Raw genomic sequence first — 16,728 nt, 5'->3', positions numbered from 1 at the left:
CCGTGCGCTCCGGCACGCCCGCACCCATCCCCGTCCGGAGGCCTCTCAGCCATGTCCGCCCCGCACTCCGCCGCCCCCGTGACGGTGGTGATCCCGCACTACGGGGACCCCGACCCCACCCGAGCCCTGGTGGAGGCGCTGCTGGCCGCTCCGGGGCGGTCCGTGGCCGCCGTCGTGGTCTCGGACGACGCCTCCCCGGAGCCCTACCCGCTGCCCGCACCCGGTGAGGACGCGCTGCGCGTGGTGCGCCGCGAGCGCAACGGCGGGTTCGGGGCGAACGTGAACACAGGCCTGGCCGAGGTCACCACCGAGCTGGCCCTGGTCCTCAACTCGGACGCGGAGATCACGGGTGAGCAGATCGACGCCCTCGTGGCCGCCGCCGCCCCCTACCAGCCCGCCGTGGTGAGCCCGCAAGTGGTCAACGACGACGGCACGCCCCAGTGGTCCGGCCGGCACTTCCCCACGGTGGGGCATCAGGTGGTGGAGTGGCTCACCCCGCTGGCCCGCTTCCGCCACCTGCCCGCCCTGCACGAGGCCGTGGGCCACGACGTGGCCGCCGCGCGCGCCCAGGCGCCCACGCCGGTGGACTGGGTGATGGGCGCCGTCCTGCTCCTGCCGATGGCGCAGGTGCGTGCGGTGGGCGGCTTCGACGAGGACTACTTCATGAACTCCGAGGAGGTGGACCTGCAGCGCCGCCTCCGCGACGCCGGCGTCCCCTCGATCGTGGTGCCGTCCGTCCGTGTGGTGCACGGCCTGCACGGCTCCTCCGACCCGCTCCGCCGCCGCAGCTGGCTGGTGGACTCCCGCTTCCGGTACGCCCGCACGTTCGGCCACCCGCGGACCCTCAAGGCGGCCCTCACCGCCGCCACCGGGGTGAACTTCGCCGTCAACCGCATCCGCCAGGCCCGGGGCACGGACGTGGACGCCGCTGCGGTCTTCCGCGCGGAACGGGACCTGATCTGGAAGGGGACGCACCGATGAGCGCCGGCGGCTACACCCTCCCGGCTCCCGCCGGCGGCGCGCCGGGCCGGCGCGTCGAGCGTCTCCTGCTCGTCTCGCCCGCCTTCCACGGGTATCACCGTTCCATCGCCGCGGCCTGGGCGCAGCAGGGCTTCGACGTCACGGTGCACACGTACGACGCGTACTCCACCCCGGCCATGAAGCTGCGGAACAAGGCGCTCCTCGAGCTGCCGCAGAAGGCGGGCATCGACCGCGCGGCCGCCCGCGTGGCCTGGGACACCGACCGCGCCGTGGCCGCCCTGCGTGAGGCCCGCCCGGACCGCGTGCTGGTGATCAAGGGCGACTCCCTGGGGGACGCCTTCTGGGACGAGGTGGAGGCACTCGGCGTGCCCCGCATGCTGTGGCTCTACGACGACCTGCACCGCCACGACTACTCGGCGGACTTCCTGCGCCAGGTGGGCCCCGTGCTCAGCTACGCCCGCTCGGAGACGGAGGCGCTGGCGGCCCAGGGCGTGGACGCCCACTACATGCCCAACGGGTTCGACCCGGACCTCGCCGTCCCGCGCCTGGACCGCCGCGAGGAGGTCGTGTTCGTCGGCTCGCGCTACCCCAACCGCGTGGAGCTCCTCGAGCGCCTGGCCCAGGCCGGCGTGCCCGTGCGCGCCTACGGCCGCCAATGGAGCCACCACCCGGTGGACCGGCTGCGCACGTGGGAGCTGCGCCGCCCGGACCTGCCCGCTGAGCGCGACATCCCGCTGGAGGAGGCCTACGCCGTGCAGGCGGCCGCCGCCGCGGCCATCAACGTGCACGGACTGCAGGCCGGGCACGCGATGCGCACCTTCGAGGTGCCCGGCATGGGCGGTCTGCAATTCGTGGACCGCCCGGATGTGGCGGAGTTCTACGAGCCCGGCGAGGAGGTCCTGGTGTTCGAGGACGCCGACCACCTGGTGGAGCTCGCGCAGCGCGTCGTCGCTGAGCCGTCCTGGGGCGAGCGGATCCGCGCGGCCGGCCGCCGCCGCTCCCACGCCGAGCACACCTTTGCCCACCGGGCCGCCATGGCGCAGGAGTGGTGGGTGTGAGCGGCGGGGACACCACGACGACGCCGCGCCCCTCCGCCGGCTCACCCACCCCGCCGATGTTCTGGCGGGCCGAGGACCTGCCCCGATGGTCCCGGTGGCAGCGGTCCCATTGGCCGCTGAGCCGCCGGGCGGCGCACGCCGTGCGCACCGCGCGGGCCGCCGTGCGCCGGTCGCCGGACGCACCGGAGGCGGGCCTGCGGGTGCTGTTGCCCGCCGGGGACGTCCACACGCTCGTGGCCGTGGAGTCCGCCGGGCCCACCCAGCGGGCCGCCCTCGTGGCGCCCGTGGCCGCGCTCGCCGAGGGCCGCGCGGCTGTCTCGGGGGACGCTCCGCACGCGGTCGCCCGCGTCCTCGACGGCATCGGCTGGGTGATGCCCGCCGACGTCGCCGAGCAGCTGGCCTCCGACCTGCCGGGGCACACCGGCCTGACCGCCGTGCCCGCGACGGACCCGGACGTGGCCGAGTGCCTCGTCGGGCTGCGCCGCGTGCTCGTGGCGGGGGAGTACCTGCCCGCGGGCCGCGCCGCCGTCCGCTGGGCCCGCGAGCGCGGCGTCCGGGTGGGCGTGGTGCAGCACGGCCTGCTGGCCGTCTCGACGCCGCCGGTCCCGCGGGACGTCACGCTCTACGCCTTCACGCAGCGAGACGCCGACTGGTGGACCCAGGACCGCGCGGACGTGCGCACCGTGGTCGTCGGCTCGGCGCTGCTCGAGGCCGCCCGCCAGGACACCGCCGCTGCCCCGGCGCCCGCCTCCACCGACGGCCCCGGCGTGTTCCTCGGCCAGCTGCACGGGGCCGAGCTGCCCCGCCGCGCGTTCGCCGCCGCAGCGGAGCAGTACATCCGCGTCACGGGCGCGGCGTACCGGCCGCACCCGGCCGAGCGGGACCGGCTCTCCCGCGGCCAGCACGCCCGCTGGGAGCGGCAGGGGATCACCGTGGACCGCTCCGGCGCCCCGCTGGCCGAGGCCACCGGGCCCGTGGCCGCCGTGTTCTCCACGGGCATCCTGGAGGCGGCGCAGGCCGGGCGCCCGGCCTGGGCCGTGCACCCGGACCCGCCCGCGTGGCTGACCGAGTTCTGGGACCGCTACGGGATCGCCCGCTGGACCCCGGGCGGAGGCGACGGCGCCGCCGGCCCCGCCCCCACCCCGCCGCTGGTGGCGCCGACGCCGGATCCGGCCGCGGCGATCGCCGAGGACGTCTGGAAGGACCCCGCATGAGCATCCTGTGCGTCATCCCCGTCCGCGGCGGGTCCCGCGGCCTGCCGGGCAAGAACATCCGCATGCTCGGCGGGCACCCCCTCCTGGCATGGACCGTCCAGGCGGCCCTCGAGGCCGCGGAGGACCTCCACGTGGTGGTCTCCACGGACTCGGAGGAGATCGCCGAGGTGGCCCGCAAGTACGGCGCGGACGTCCCCGGCCTGCGCCCGGCGGAGCTCGCGCAGGACGAGACGCCCACCGAGCCCGTGGTGGAGCATGCCCTCGCCCAGGAGCGCGCCCGGGGCGTCGAGCCGGAGGCCGTCATGCTGCTGCAGGCCACCAGCCCGCTGCGTCTGCCCGGCACCCTGGACCGCGCCGTGGCACGCCTGCGCGAGCCGGGCGTGGACTCGGTGGTCGGCGTCGTGCCGGTCTCCCCGTTCCTGTGGCGTCACGCCGAGGACCCGGAGGCGGCCCCGATCGCGGACTACGCCGTGGACGGGCGCAAGCGCCGCCAGGACATGGACCGCACGGACCTGCGCTATCGGGAGAACGGCTCCCTGTACGTCACCCGGCCGTGGGTCTACGACGAGCTGCACAACCGGCTGGGCGGGCGCATCGCGCTGCTCGAACTGGACGACCTCGAGGGGGTGGACATCGACACGGAGCTGGACTTCGCGCTCGCCGAGCAGCAGATGGACCAGTACCTGGCCGTGCAGAAGCTCCTGCAGTCCCGCTCCGACCTCACCCATCCCCGTTCCGTCCCGACCCACAGCACCCCGGGAGGCGCCCTGTGATCATCGAACGCACCCTCACTCCCTACCTCGTGTTCCCGGAGGACTCGCTCCTCGCCGCCCTCCGGAAGATGACGGACAACCGCGAGCGGATCGTGTTCGTGGTGGACTCCCACGGCTTCCTCGTCGGCTCCCTCACCGACGGCGACTTCCGCCGCTGGCTCCTGACGCACCCGGAGGCGTCCCTGGACGCCCCGGCCGCCGAGGCGGCGCACCGCTCCCCGGCCACCGCCCCGCTGAGCGCGTCCGCCGATCAGATGCGCGAGGCCCTCCCGACGGGCGCGGCGCACCTGCCGCTGCTGGACGAGCGCGGCCGGCTGGCTGCCATCGCAATCGATCGCGAGCAGGAGCTGCGGATCGGCGCGCACCGCGTGGGCGAGGGCCACCCGGCGTTCCTCATCGCGGAGATCGGCAACAACCACCAGGGCGATGTGGACTTGGCCCGCCGTCTCGTGGACCTGGCGGTGGAGGCCGGCGCGGACGCCGTGAAGTTCCAGCTGCGGGACATGGACGCGCTCTACCGTCAGGCCGGCGCCGCGACGGCGGGCGAGGACCTCGGCGCGCAGCGCACCCTGGACGAGCTGGCCAAGTTCTCCCTGTCCGTCGAGGACATGGTGCGGGTGTTCGATCACGTCCGGGACGCCGGCGTCGCCCTGATGTGCACCCCGTGGGACGCCCCGTCCATGCGGGTGCTGCGCGAGTACCCGGTGGACGGCGTGAAGATCGCCTCGGCGGACCTGACGAACCACGGTCTGCTGCGGGACGCGGCCGCCTCCGGCCTGCCGATGGTGCTCTCCACCGGCATGTCCCGGGAGGAGGAGATCCGCGAGTCCGTGGCCCTCGTGCGCTCCCTCGGCGTCCCCTTCGCGATGCTGCACGCCCAGTCCACCTATCCAGCGCCGTACAAGGACGTGAACCTCGCCTACCTGGAGCGCCTGGCGGAGATCGCCCAGGCCCCGGTGGGCTACTCCGGCCACGAGCGCGGCTTCCACGTGGCGCTGGCCGCGGTGGCGCGCGGGGCATCCATCATCGAGAAGCACTTCACCGTGGACCGCTCCCTCGAGGGCAACGACCACAAGGTCTCCCTCCTGCCGGAGGAGTTCGCCCAGATGGTGCGGCAGACCCGCGAGATCGAGGAGTCGATCGGCGTGGCCGGCGAGCGCGTGGTCTCCACGGGCGAGGCGATGAACCGCATCAACCTGGCCAAGTCCCTGGTGGCGGCCCGTCCGCTGCAGGCCGGCGCCACGATCACCGCCGACGACGTGACCGTGAAGTCCCCGGGCCGTGGCCTGCAGCCCAACGAGCTGCCGCGCCTGGTCGGCCGCACTCTGCACCGCGAGATGGCCGAGGGTGACTTCTTCTTCGCCGGAGACCTCACGGACACGGTGCCCACCGGGCGCCAGTTCGAGTTCCGGCGCCCCTGGGGCCTGCCGGTGCGGTACCACGACGTCGAGGCGCTGACGAAGGACTGCACCCCGGACTTCCTGGAGTTCCACTTCTCCTACAAGGACCTCGAGATCGACATCGACTCGGTGTTCCGTGAGCCCATGCCGGGAGGCTTCACCACCCACCTGCCGGACATCTTCTCCGGCGACTTCCTCGTGGACCTGGCCAGCGACGACGACGCCGTGTGGGAGCGCTCGATCGCCGAGGTGCAGCGCACGATCGACATCACCCGGGACCTGAAGCGCTGGTTCCCGAACGAGGAGGAGCCCATCATGGTCATCACCATGGGCGGGTTCACCCTGGACCGGCACATCCGCCCGGAGGAGCGGCTGCCGAAGTACGAACGCATCGCCGAGGCCGTGCAGCGCCTGGACACCTCCGGCATCCGGATCGCCGCGCAGACGCTGCCGCCGTTCCCGTGGCTCATGGGCGGTCAGCAGTACCACAACCTCTTCATGGACCCGGACGACACCGTGGCGTTCGTGGAGGCCACGGGGGTGCCCCTGTGCCTGGACATCTCCCACTCCAAGCTCTCGGCCACGTTCCTGGGGATCCCCTTCTCGGAGATGGTGGAGAAGCTGGCCCCGCACACCATCCACCTGCACCTCGTGGACGCCACCGGTGTGGACGGGGAGGGGCCGCAGATCGGCGAGGGCGACGTGGACTGGCCGGTGCTCTGCGAGCAGCTCGACCGCCTGGCCCCCGGGGTGAGCTTCATCCCGGAGATCTGGCAGGGTCACATCAACAACGGCGAGGGCTTCTGGACGGCCCTGGACCGCCTGGAGCAGTGGCTGTGATCCCCGAGGCCGCGACGACCACCCCGGCCCCGCTGACGCTCTGGGTGGTGCCCGTCGCCGACCTCGGCGGCGTGGCCCGGCATGTCCTCGACGTCGCGCGCGTCGGCCTGCCCGGCCTGCGTCTGGCGGTGCTGTGCCCCGAGGGCCCGCTCGCCGAGCGCCTGCGTGAGCAGGGCGCGGCGGTGTTCACCGGGCACCTCGGTCCCGACGCCGGCCTGGCCGCCTCGGTGCGCACGCTCCGCACGGCGGTGCGCACCCTGCGCCCGGCCGCGGTCCACACGCACCTGGCCTACGCCGACCTCGCGGCCTTCACGGCGCTGGGCGCGGAGCGGGCCCTGCGGCGGGCCGGTGCCCCGGCGCTGATCAGCACCGAGCACGGGATCGCCCCGGACGACGGGCTGTACAACCGCGCCGCCGCGGCCCGGGTGAAGAACACCGCGCACCGCGCCCGGCTGCGCGGCACGGACCTCGTGATCGCCGTCGCCCAGTCCACCGCGGACGTCCTCCGCCGCAAGTGGGGTGCGGGGGTGCCCCTCACCGTGGTGCGCAACGGCGTGGACGTGCCCGCGGTGCGCGCCGCGGCCGCGGGGCAGCGGCGCGCACCGGGGGAGGGACTGCGGATCCTGTCCCTGTCCCGGCTGGCCCCCGAGAAGAACCTGGACCGGCTGATCGCCGCACTGCCCGCCCTGCTGGAGCGCGACCCCGGGACGCGGGTGACGCTGGCCGGCACGGGGCCGCTCACGGCGGCGCTGCGCGCCCAGGCCGAGGCCCTCGGTGTCGCGGACGCGGTCGACCTGCCCGGCTTCGTGGAGCCGTGGGGCACCATGGCCGAGCACGACGTGCTGGTGCAGCTCTCCGCGTGGGAGAACCTGAGCTACACCCTGCTCGACGCCGCCGCGGCCGGCCTGCCCGCCGTCGCCACGGACGTGGGCGGCAACGGGGAGATCCTGCCGCCCGAGCGCCTCGTCCACGAGACCACGCCGGCGGCCATCGCCGACGCCGTCATGCGTGCCGCCGTCGACGGCCCGGGCGAGGTGCGCGTGGGCGACGTGGAGACGATGGCCCGGGCCACCGCCGAGGCGACCCTCGAGGTGCTCGGGCGCCGGGTGGGGAAGACCTCGGGATGACCGGTCGCATCTGGATCCTGGCGAACCAGGGCGAGGTGGGCGGCGGCGAGGTGATGCTGCACCATCTCGCCACGTCCTTGCGCGAGCTGGGGCGGGACGTGGGCGTCGTGGCTCCTGCCCACCCGGCCGAGACCGCCGATCGTCTGGCCGCGGACGGCTTCGACGTGGTCCGCGTGGGTGGGCCCGGACGACTGGGGTACCTGCGCGCTCTCCGGGCCTGGGACCGCGGCCGCGGCGACGACGACGTCGCCTGGTGCAACGGGCTGCTGCCGGCCACGGCCCTGGCAGGCCGGCCGCGCCGGATTGTGCACCTGCACCAGGTGCCCGAGAAGCCGCTTCTGCGCGTGTTCTCCGCCCTGGCGCGTCCCGGCGCACTCGCGGTCCTCGCGCCCTCCCGGTTCGCGGCGGACCGCATCCGCGGGGCCCGCGTGCTCCACAACTGGGTTCCGGGTCCGACGACGCCACAGGCAGGGCGGGCCCGCGATGCCGATGAGCCGGTGACCGTGGGCTTCCTCGGCCGGCTGTCCGAGGACAAGGGCATCGTCACCCTGCTGGAGGCCGCCGCGCTGCTGCGGAAGACCGACCCGGGTGCTTTCGTGTTCCGCGTCGCGGGGGAGAGCCGGTTCGTGGCGGAGGACGAGGCCGAGCGGCTTGCCACTGCCCTGAAGGCGGCGGGTGAGGACGTCCAGGTGCTCGGCTGGCAGGACACCAGCGAGTTCCTGTCCTCCGTGGACGTGCTGGCCGTGCCGTCGCAGTGGGCCGAGGTCTTCGGCCTGGTGACGGCCGAGGCGATGGCCGCGGGCGTTCCGGTGGTGGCCTCCGATGCGGGGGCCGTTCCCGAGGTGGTCGGCAGCGAACACCCCTTCGTTTTTCCGCAGCAGGACGCTGCCGCGCTCGCGGACCGCCTGCAGGCCGTGCGCGCGGGCGATCTGGGCGCGGTGGCCCACTCCCAGCGGCGCCGCTGGGCGTCGCTGTTCTCACCCGAGGCCGGCCGCGCCGCCGTCGCCGAGCTCCTGGACGACCTGTCCCTATGACACCTGCGGAGGACTCATGACCGAGACGCCCCTGACCCCCGAGGCCAGCGTGATCGTCCCCAGCCGGGGCGGAGCCCAGCGGCTGCCGCGCCTGATCGGCGCCCTCGCCGCGCAGGAGGACGCCCCGCCGTTCGAGGTCCACGTGGTCGTGGACGGGGATGTGGACGGGTCGGAAGCGGTGCTCGCCCAGTTGGCCGCGGAGTATCCGGTCCTGGACCTGAGCTGGACCGTCTTCGGCGAGAACCGCGGACGGGTCGCCGCACTCAACGCCGGTGCCGACGCGACGTCCGGCCGCATCCTCATCCGCGCGGACGACGATCTGGAGCCCGGACCCCACTACATCCGGGACCACGTGGCCGCGCACGACGACGGACCCGGTGGGGCGATCGGACTCTATGTGAACGTCCTGGAGCCCACCCCGTATCAGCGCGCCTACGGTGACGCCCAGGACGTCCTGCACCGCGAGCACGCGTATGCGCTGCCGGCGGATCAGCAGTGGCGGCACTGGGCAGGCAACGTGTCCGTCCCCCGTGCCCTGCACGAGCAGATCGGTGGCTACGACCCGGACTACCGACAGTACGGGTGGGAGGACATCGACTACGGCTACCGGCTGCACGCGGCAGGCTATCCGGTGGTGATCCGTCCCGAGCTGGAGACGCGGCACCACGCTGCCGCCGTGACGACGCACTCGAAGGCGGTGCGGGCCTTGCACGGCACGGCCGCGCGGAACCTGTTCGTGGGCAAGCACGGGGCGGCACCGCTCGGCACCATCGGTGCTCCCCGAGGCGCGTGGGGTGCCGCCGTGCGCCTGGTGGCGTTGGGCACCACCGAAGCCACGCTCACGCGCTCCAGTGCGTTGATCGACGCCGTCGCGGACCACCTGCCCCGGGGGCTCGCCCGTCGACTCATCGCCCTCCAGGTGGAGGGTGCGGCCGAGGCCGGACGGGCCCACCCCCACCGTGCGCAACGGGCCATCTGAGGAGACACGATGTCGGAACAGACCCCCGCAAAGATCGCCATCGCCCACGACTACCTCACCCAGAAGGGCGGGGCGGAACGGGTGGTGCTCGCCCTGCACCGGATGTGGCCGGATGCGCCCATCTACACGACGTTCTACGACCCCGAGGGGACCTTCCCGGAGTTCAAGGACGCGCACATCATCACCTCACCCCTGAACCGGGTGGGGCTGCTGCGGAAGGACCCGCGGAGAGCACTGCCGCTGCTGCCCCTGGCCTCCTCGTTGATGCACGTGAAGGAGCCGGTCGCCGTCGTCTCGACGTCCGGCTGGGCGCACGGATTCCGCTACGACGGCGCCACGCTCGTCTACTGCCACACCCCGGCGCGCTGGGTGTATCTGCTGGACGACTACCTGGGTGAGGACGGTCGGGACAGCATCAAGGGCCGGGTCGCCCGCGTGCTGCGCCCGGGCCTGCGCAGGTGGGACCGCGCGTCCGTCCGGCGTCGATCACGCTATGTGGCCAACTCCACGGTGGTGAAGGAGCGGATCGAAGACGTCTACGGGCTCGACGGCGTGGACCTCGTGTTCCCGCCGCACTCCGTGAGCACGGATGGCCCGCAGGAGCCGATCCCCGGAGCCGAGCGGCTGGCGGAGGACGGTTTCCTGCTGTCGGTCGCGCGGCTCATGCCGTACAAGCACGTGGACGTGGCGATCGAGGCCGCGGCCCGCGCGGGGCGGCCGCTCGTGGTGATCGGCAAGGGCCCGGAGGAGGCCCGGCTGCGGGCGATGGCGGGGGAGGACGTGGTGTTCGGCCAGGACCTCACCGACGCGCAGCTGCGCTGGGCGTACGCGCACGCGACGGCACTGATCGCCGCGAGCCACGAGGACTTCGGCATCACGCCGCTCGAGGCGAGCGCGTGGGGCGTGCCCACCGTGGCACTGCGGGCCGGCGGTTACCTGGACACCATCGTGGAAGGCGTCAACGGGGTATTCGTGGAGGAACCGACGGTGGATGCGGTGGCCGACGGGATCGAGCGGGCGCTGGGGCGGGACTGGGACCGGGACGCGTTACGGAGCCATGCGGCGCGGTTCTCGGAGGCCGAGTTCGCCCGGCAGATCAGCGACGCCGTCGGGTCGTTGTGAGGAATTCCCGACACCCCGGCCACTCGTGCTCGGCGGCGGTCCCGGGAACGGATCCGGAGGGTCACGCCGCGTGCTGCGCGAGGTGTCTCAGCCGGGACCGCGTGGTCGCCTCGAAGTGGTGGGTGCGCATCAGCGCGATGCCGGCCGCCCGGGCGTCGTGGAGCTTCCTGGGATCACGGAGGATCTCGCGCAGGACCTGCAGCATCGCCTCCACATCCCGCTGGGGCACCACCCATCCCGCCCCGCGCTCCTCGGCGATGTACGTCGAGGTCTGATTGGCGAAGGCGAGGATCGGGGTCCCGCATCCGAGGGCCTCGAAGTAGGTGCAGGACGGATCCCCCTGGACGTGCGGGAGGACCATCACGTCCACCTCCTCGCGCACCGCGGGCACCCACTGCTCATGGAAGTCCGCGAATCCCCGGGAGACGATGTTCGATCCGGCGCTCGAACGCAGCTCGGCCTCTAGGGGGCCGGCGCCGAAGACATGGAGCTCCACGGGCAGGCCGTCCTCCTTCGCCCGCTTCGCGAGGGCGATCGCGAACCCGGGTCCCTTGATCGGGTCGAGGCGGCCGGAGAACCCGATGCGGAGCGGTCCGCCCTCCCACCCCGGAGTCGTCGCGGCGGCCTCGACTTCGGCGTGCCGGATGCGTGAGTCATGGAACGCCAACGCGTCCTCGGTCAGCCGCCCGTACGCGCGGGCGGCCGCCGGCCCGTTGGCCTGCAGGGAGGCCGCCCACAGGACCTGACGGAGCAGGCCTGCCTCCTGGCGCAGGAGTCCTGCCGCGGCCCGCGCGAGGGGCAGCCCGGACAGGGACGCGCGGTGGATGCCCAGGCGGATGCCGTAGGTGACCTCGGAGGTGAGGACGACCGGCGTCCGCGCTCGTGCGAGGCCTGCGGTGGAACGCGAATGGAGCGCCAGGATCGCGTCCAGGTCCAGGGAGTCGACTCCTTCGGCGGTCGGCTCCACGGCGACGACGTCGAATGCCGGCGACACGATGTCGAGCGCGACGCAGCCCACCGGGGTCGCGGGCGCCCGGGTGAAGCCGGGCGAAGCCACGATGAAGCGGCCCTCGTGGGAGCGGGCCATCTCCTCGACGGACTCCCACGCGCGGGCGTCCATGGCGAGGCCGTCCGGGGTGCTCCACAGCGACGACGGGGACAGGTATCCGAGATCCATGCCGGTCCGTTCGCGGCCTCAGCGACCGGTATCGAGCAGGTCGAGCAGGTACCGGCCATACCCGGACTTCACGAGGGGCTCGGCGCGCTCGCGCAGCTCGTCGTCCGTGAGCAGTCCCTGGCGCCAGGCGACCTCCTCGGGCGCGCCGACCTTGAGGCCCTGCCGTGACTCGATGGTGCGGATGAAGTTGGACGCGTCGTTCAGGTCGTGGAACGTGCCGGTGTCCAGCCATGCGGTGCCCCGGGGAAGGACCTCCACGTTGAGGCTGCCGCGTTCCAGGTAGGTGCGGTTCACGTCGGTGATCTCCAGCTCGCCGCGTGCCGACGGCTTGAGGCTCTTCGCAATCTCGACGACGTCGTTGTCGTAGAAGTACAGGCCGGGCACCGCATAGTTGCTCTTGGGCTCCTCAGGCTTCTCCTCCAGTGAGATGGCCTTGCCGGCGTCGTCGAACTCCACCACGCCGTAGGCGCTGGGGTCCGCCACCCAGTAGCCGAACACAGTGGCTCCGTCGACCTGGGTGTGACGGCGCAGCTGCTGGCCCATGCCAGGACCGTAGAAGATGTTGTCCCCCAGGACGAGCGCGACGTGCTCGGCGCCGATGTGGTCCTCCCCGAGGATGAACGCCTGTGCCAGCCCGTCCGGGGAGGATTGCTGAACGTAGCTGAGTGAGATCCCGAACTGTGAGCCGTCGCCCAGGAGCCGTTGGAACTGCTGCGCGTCGTGTGGGGTGGTGATCACCAGGATGTCGCTGATCCCCGCCAGGATGAGCGTGGACAGCGGGTAGTAGATCATCGGCTTGTCGTAGACCGGCACGAGCTGCTTCGAGATGCCATGGGTGATGGGGTGCAACCGAGAGCCGGTGCCGCCAGCGAGGATGATGCCCTTCATGTTTGACACTCTACCGGCGCCCCCGGGGGTGAGAACCGAGCCCTGTCGAGGATTCGATCGGCATGTGGCGCGGCCGTGGGCACTAGCGTGGAAACGGGGCGAGCAGTGTCTTCAGTGGTCGGAGGTAGCGCCGGATCTGGAGGGGATCATTCCATGCCATCTGGGTCTCGGCGGATGATTCGTCAAGCCGGTTCCACGTGGCCCGAAGCAGGATGTCCAGATGAGCTGCGTTGTTGATCAAAATCCGCTCGCGGGTAATAGCCATGCCCATCGCCAGGTCGGCCCGGCGGCGCGATTCAGACCGCTGGCGATATTCGAGAGTCGCCTCGATGCGGGTGCCGTGGCCGCCTAGCCGCGTTAGGAGTCGTATCCAATACTCGTAGTCCTCGAACCCGCGTCGGAGTTCCACGTCGTAGCCGGCCACGGCCTGCCAGTCTTCGCGCCGGAATACAGCAGTTGCGGCAATGCGATTGCCGCCCGCCAGGTCCGCCAGGCCAACCGAGGCCGGAGGGATCTTCGCTCCAGTCTCTGCGCCGAAGAGCGCGACTTTCCCGTACGCGAATCTACAATCTGCGTCAGACTCCAGCGTTTCGACGCCGCGTGCGGCAAAGTCCGGACTCACGCGGTCGTCTCCGTCGAGAGGTACCACATATTGGCAAGAGATCGCGCGAATTCCGGTATTTCGGGCCGCCGCTGGTCCTTGATTGGGCTGATCGATTCTTTTCACCGACCTCGGAAGCTCGTTGAGCTCCCTCAAGGTCTCCGCTCGCGTGGAACCGTCATTCACTACCACCACCTCAACACTGACATGCTCCTGTCGGAGCGCCGACTCAACAGCCTCCCGTAGATGGATAGGATCGTCGTTGAACGTGGGGATGATAAATGCCACCTGTGACGTCACACGTATCAAGATATCTTATTGGGACGCTCCTCGTGACACCGGCGGGGCGTGGTGGAATGGGTAGCCGCTACCCCCGGGCGCAACCCCCTGGGCTTAACGCCACGGGCATCGGCCCGGCGAGCCGACAGCTCCCTATCTGCTCACCGAGCGAATGTGGGCACTCGCGGTTCTGGAGGTCACCCGGCCACTCGATAGCGCAGGTGCCCTTCGAGCAGCCCGACGTTCCAGCCCCAGCCCGCGGCCTGCTCTGTGGTGGCTGTCCGGAGGAGCACGCGCAGCCCCGAGGGGACGTTGCGCGCAAGGTTCCGCACGGCTCCGCGCAGACTCACCCCGTGGGGGTCGACCGTCTCCGGGTGACGCGTCCATAACTGGATCGCAGTGCGGGCGTAGGAGCGCCGCTGCCGGACGGCGGTGCGCGCGTCAGGTCGCTGGACGTAGTCGATGCGGGCCGAGGGCACGAACACGGTTGGCCAGCCAGCCGTGTCGGCACGCCAGGCCAGGTCAGTTTCATCGTGCCCGCCGGCGAAGGACTCGTCGAACCCGCCGACCGCCCGCAGGACGTCGCGATGCAGGCCCATCGACGCGCCCAGCGGGTATGCTGGCCCGCCAAAAATCTCGTGCAGACCCAGGTCTGGCCCGAGGCGGCGGCCGGCCGCGTCGACCGGGGTCGCCGCGCCACCGGCCACGCCGCCGTTGGCCAGGGCCGCGCGCAGCGCGTCGGCCCAGCCGGGGTGGACCGCGTCGTCGGCGTCGCAGAAGAGGATCACGTCGTGGCGCGCGGTGGCGGCGCCCGCGTTGCGGGCGTGGTTCGCCCCGGCCCGTTCCTCTGCCGAGACGACGCGCACACGTCCGTCCTGGGCCGCCGCGGCGTCGAGCACGGCCCGTGTGGCGTCGGTGGAGCGGTTGTCCACTAGGACTAGCTCGTCGTCCGGCCGCAGCTGGGTCAGCACAGCAGAGATCTGGCGGCTGACTGTGGCGGCGGCGTTGTGGCAGGGGATGACCACACTGACAGCTTTGCTCATCCGTAGACCTCCTGGAGGCGGGCGCGGAAGCGCTGTTCTCCGTATTCCTCGGCCACGGCATGGGCCGTGCGGCGAGCATGGTCATTGGCGGCGTCAGGATCTCGGAGCACCCGGTTGACGGACGCCGCGAAGGCCCGGGGGTCATCGGCCACGAACGCGGCGTCGGCGGGGTGGATGCCCTCGTTCCCCACGGTGGTCGTTACCGTGGGCACTCCGCGGATGAGTGCCTCCACCACCTTGAATTTCACGCCGGCGCCGTAGCGGAGGGGGACCACCACCACGGCGGCTTCTTCATACAGAGGCTCGAGGTCGTCCACGAAGCCCAGAACCTCGACGGAGTTGGCTTCGAGTTCTGCCACGACGTGGTCGCGGAGCCCGCCGCCGGCGACGGCGACCCGCGCGTTCGGGTGCGCTTTGCGCACTTTGGGGAGGATCTCTGTGACGAACCAGTGCATCGCGTCCTCGTTCTCCCAACGGGCCATGTAGCCCACGAAGAGGAGCAGGGGGTTCGTTGAGGAGGGGGCTTCAGTGCGCACGTGGCCGGAGATCGCTGGGGGCACCACATGCACCCGTGCGTGCGTGCCTCGGCGGGGCAGCAGATCGGCGTCCTTCTGGCTGAGGACCACGACATCGTCGGCGTGTCGAGCGATCCGACCCTCGAGTTGGAGGGCGGCGGCACGCCGGACCGCCCAGGCTGCTCGGCGTGGGATGCTCGTCTGGAGCTTTCGCTGCCGCCCGAACCGTTGGGAGAGGACGTCGTGCAGTGTTACGACGACGCGCGCGTTGGGATTGATGCGGCGAATGGCTCCCAGCAGGATGGCGGTCTCCTCCCACTGCAGGTCGATGACATCGGCCTCTGCCACCAGGTCTCGAACCCGTGAGAGGGCGGCCCGGCTCAGCGGCGGGGCCACTGCGAGCAGGCGTTCCAGGCGGCCGCGACGGTCTGCCGCAGGGGAGAGCATCCGATGGGAGAAGGGGACTCCGCGGGCGAGAGCGCGACGGTTGGCCGGGCCATCGGTCGTGACCATCGTCAGCTCGGCGCTATCGCTTACCATCTCGGCAATGGCGTGCACCAGGTGCTCGCCCGCTGACTCCTGGCGGGTCGACGAAGGAAGAACGGGTGTGAGCATGACGGCTTTTCGCTTGGTCGAGGCGGAGGGCCCAGGACTTCTGCGCGCTTCAAGGGCGGAATGGACCGCCTGTTCCGCTGTGTTTGCCCATGCCTGCCAGTTCAGCCGCAACCGGCCGTCTCGGGTTGCCGCCTCGGCGGCGCGCGCCACGGTTGCCTTCGAGAGCTCCCCGAGCAGACGTGCGGTCTGGTCGACGGCCTCGCCCGGGGCGACGAGCCATCCGGTGAGTCCTTCTTGGATGATGGTCTCCACGCCCCCTACGCGCGTGGCGATGACGGGCAGCCCCGAGACCAGTGCGTCGGTCATGACCACGCCGGCCGCGTTGGCCAGGGCGAGGTCAAGGAGGACATCGTGCTCCCTGTAAAGCTCGGCGAGGACCGACCGGTCTACCACGCCTGGCGTGTCCACCCACGGGGGGAGGCCGTCGGGGACTCGACCGACGATGGTCAGTCCGATCTCCCGGCTCTGTCGAGCCTGCTCCGCGGCGAAGACAACGTCGTCTCCACGCTTGCGCTCCCAATCAGCGATGACAGCCAGGACTCGCAATGGGGAACCCGGCGTCCGTGGGCGGGGTGCATTCGACGTGGGGGTGGCGGGGCCGAAGGGGGCGACGGTCACCCGACTGGGTGAGACGCCTGCGTCCCCGATCAGACTGCGGGCAGCCCAGTCAGACGCGACCAGGAATTGATCCGTCACGGCAGCCCCGGCCTGTTCGACGCGCAGCCCCTCCCGCTCGTTGCGACGGCCGAGGCCGGTCGCGATCGGGTAGAACCCGCAGATGGCGGGGAAGGTGGCGTCGGTGACCTGGACGAGGGGCAGATCGTGGGGGAGTGAGAGCACATCGGTCGATGATGCGATGGCCACCAGGGCATCCAGGGGCTCTCCCGTGTGCGCGCGGATCTGATCTGCCAGAGCTACGCTGCGAAGCCGAGCGGTCGCCATGGTGTGGGTGGGGAGACTGCGCCGTCCCCTCATGCCGCGGAGGCGGGTGCGGAGCCGCTCGCCGGTTGCATCCGGCTGAGCGACCGGAGGGAACACGGTCACGCCGAATCGCTCACGGAGCGCGGCTGCCATGGGTGCCA

At 71.9% G+C, this 16,728-nt stretch carries 14 protein-coding genes; 9 read left to right on the top strand and 5 right to left on the bottom strand.

Annotated features, from left to right (window positions below):
- Nucleotides 1-51 precede the first annotated feature (51 nt).
- From BJ976_RS08325 to BJ976_RS08285, 9 genes are read left to right on the top strand one after another with little or no spacing between them, the layout of a single operon-like run.
- Nucleotides 52-981: a glycosyltransferase family 2 protein gene (locus BJ976_RS08325; protein WP_135029002.1), complete on the top strand. Its 930-nt coding sequence runs from the start codon at nt 52-54 to the stop codon at nt 979-981.
- A complete protein-coding gene (locus BJ976_RS08320) occupies nt 978-2,039 on the top strand; it encodes a CgeB family protein (RefSeq protein WP_135029004.1) in 1,062 nt (353 codons plus the stop codon). The genes BJ976_RS08325 and BJ976_RS08320 overlap by 4 nt, the downstream gene beginning before the upstream one ends.
- Nucleotides 2,036-3,253 carry an RNA-binding protein gene (locus BJ976_RS08315; protein ID WP_167736908.1) on the top strand — a complete coding sequence of 406 codons (1,218 nt, stop codon included), beginning with the start codon at nt 2,036-2,038 and terminating at the stop codon, nt 3,251-3,253. Before BJ976_RS08320 ends, BJ976_RS08315 begins: the two co-directional genes overlap by 4 nt.
- Complete coding sequence (locus BJ976_RS08310; RefSeq protein ID WP_135029006.1) at nt 3,250-4,026, top strand: acylneuraminate cytidylyltransferase family protein; 777 nt, start codon at nt 3,250-3,252, stop codon at nt 4,024-4,026. The genes BJ976_RS08315 and BJ976_RS08310 overlap by 4 nt, the downstream gene beginning before the upstream one ends.
- Nucleotides 4,023-6,266, top strand: a complete 2,244-nt coding sequence (locus BJ976_RS08305) for an N-acetylneuraminate synthase family protein (RefSeq protein WP_135029008.1) — start codon at nt 4,023-4,025, stop codon at nt 6,264-6,266. Before BJ976_RS08310 ends, BJ976_RS08305 begins: the two co-directional genes overlap by 4 nt.
- The gene (locus tag BJ976_RS08300; RefSeq protein ID WP_229667206.1) at nt 6,257-7,393 is read left to right on the top strand and encodes a glycosyltransferase family 4 protein; all 1,137 of its coding nucleotides are present in this window, start codon (nt 6,257-6,259) and stop codon (nt 7,391-7,393) included. Before BJ976_RS08305 ends, BJ976_RS08300 begins: the two co-directional genes overlap by 10 nt.
- Nucleotides 7,390-8,427: a glycosyltransferase family 4 protein gene (locus tag BJ976_RS08295; protein ID WP_135029010.1), complete on the top strand. Its 1,038-nt coding sequence runs from the start codon at nt 7,390-7,392 to the stop codon at nt 8,425-8,427. Before BJ976_RS08300 ends, BJ976_RS08295 begins: the two co-directional genes overlap by 4 nt.
- 16 nt (nt 8,428-8,443) lie before the next feature.
- Complete coding sequence (locus tag BJ976_RS08290) at nt 8,444-9,406, top strand: glycosyltransferase family 2 protein (protein WP_135029012.1); 963 nt, start codon at nt 8,444-8,446, stop codon at nt 9,404-9,406.
- Between the two features lie 9 nt (nt 9,407-9,415).
- Nucleotides 9,416-10,528 carry a glycosyltransferase gene (locus BJ976_RS08285; RefSeq protein WP_135029014.1) on the top strand — a complete coding sequence of 371 codons (1,113 nt, stop codon included), beginning with the start codon at nt 9,416-9,418 and terminating at the stop codon, nt 10,526-10,528.
- 61 nt (nt 10,529-10,589) lie between these two features.
- Here BJ976_RS08285 and BJ976_RS08280 read toward each other — a convergent pair whose 3' ends face one another.
- The 5 genes from BJ976_RS08280 to BJ976_RS08260 all read right to left on the bottom strand — a co-directional run bounded on the left by BJ976_RS08280 (nt 10,590) and on the right by BJ976_RS08260 (nt 16,510).
- Nucleotides 10,590-11,705 carry a glycosyltransferase family 4 protein gene (locus tag BJ976_RS08280; RefSeq protein ID WP_135029016.1) on the bottom strand — a complete coding sequence of 372 codons (1,116 nt, stop codon included), beginning with the start codon at nt 11,703-11,705 and terminating at the stop codon, nt 10,590-10,592.
- Nucleotides 11,706-11,723: 18 nt separating this feature from the next.
- Entirely contained in the window at nt 11,724-12,593 is an 870-nt protein-coding gene (gene rfbA / locus BJ976_RS08275) for a glucose-1-phosphate thymidylyltransferase RfbA (RefSeq protein WP_135029018.1), read from the bottom strand.
- A gap of 82 nt (nt 12,594-12,675) precedes the next feature.
- Nucleotides 12,676-13,482: a glycosyltransferase family A protein gene (locus tag BJ976_RS08270; RefSeq protein WP_167736909.1), complete on the bottom strand. Its 807-nt coding sequence runs from the start codon at nt 13,480-13,482 to the stop codon at nt 12,676-12,678.
- Nucleotides 13,483-13,670: 188 nt separating this feature from the next.
- Nucleotides 13,671-14,516 (bottom strand): glycosyltransferase family 2 protein, encoded by an 846-nt coding sequence (locus BJ976_RS08265; protein WP_135029022.1) that lies wholly within the window; start codon nt 14,514-14,516, stop codon nt 13,671-13,673.
- A complete protein-coding gene (locus tag BJ976_RS08260) occupies nt 14,513-16,510 on the bottom strand; it encodes a glycosyltransferase (RefSeq protein ID WP_167736910.1) in 1,998 nt (665 codons plus the stop codon). The genes BJ976_RS08265 and BJ976_RS08260 overlap by 4 nt, the downstream gene beginning before the upstream one ends.
- Nucleotides 16,511-16,728: the final 218 nt, after the last annotated feature.

The organism is Micrococcus flavus, assembly GCF_014204815.1.
GTDB classification, from domain to species: Bacteria; Actinomycetota; Actinomycetes; order Actinomycetales; family Micrococcaceae; genus Micrococcus; species Micrococcus flavus.
The sequence above is the reverse complement of the archived record's forward strand: the minus strand, read 5'-3'. Positions and strand labels throughout refer to the sequence as shown.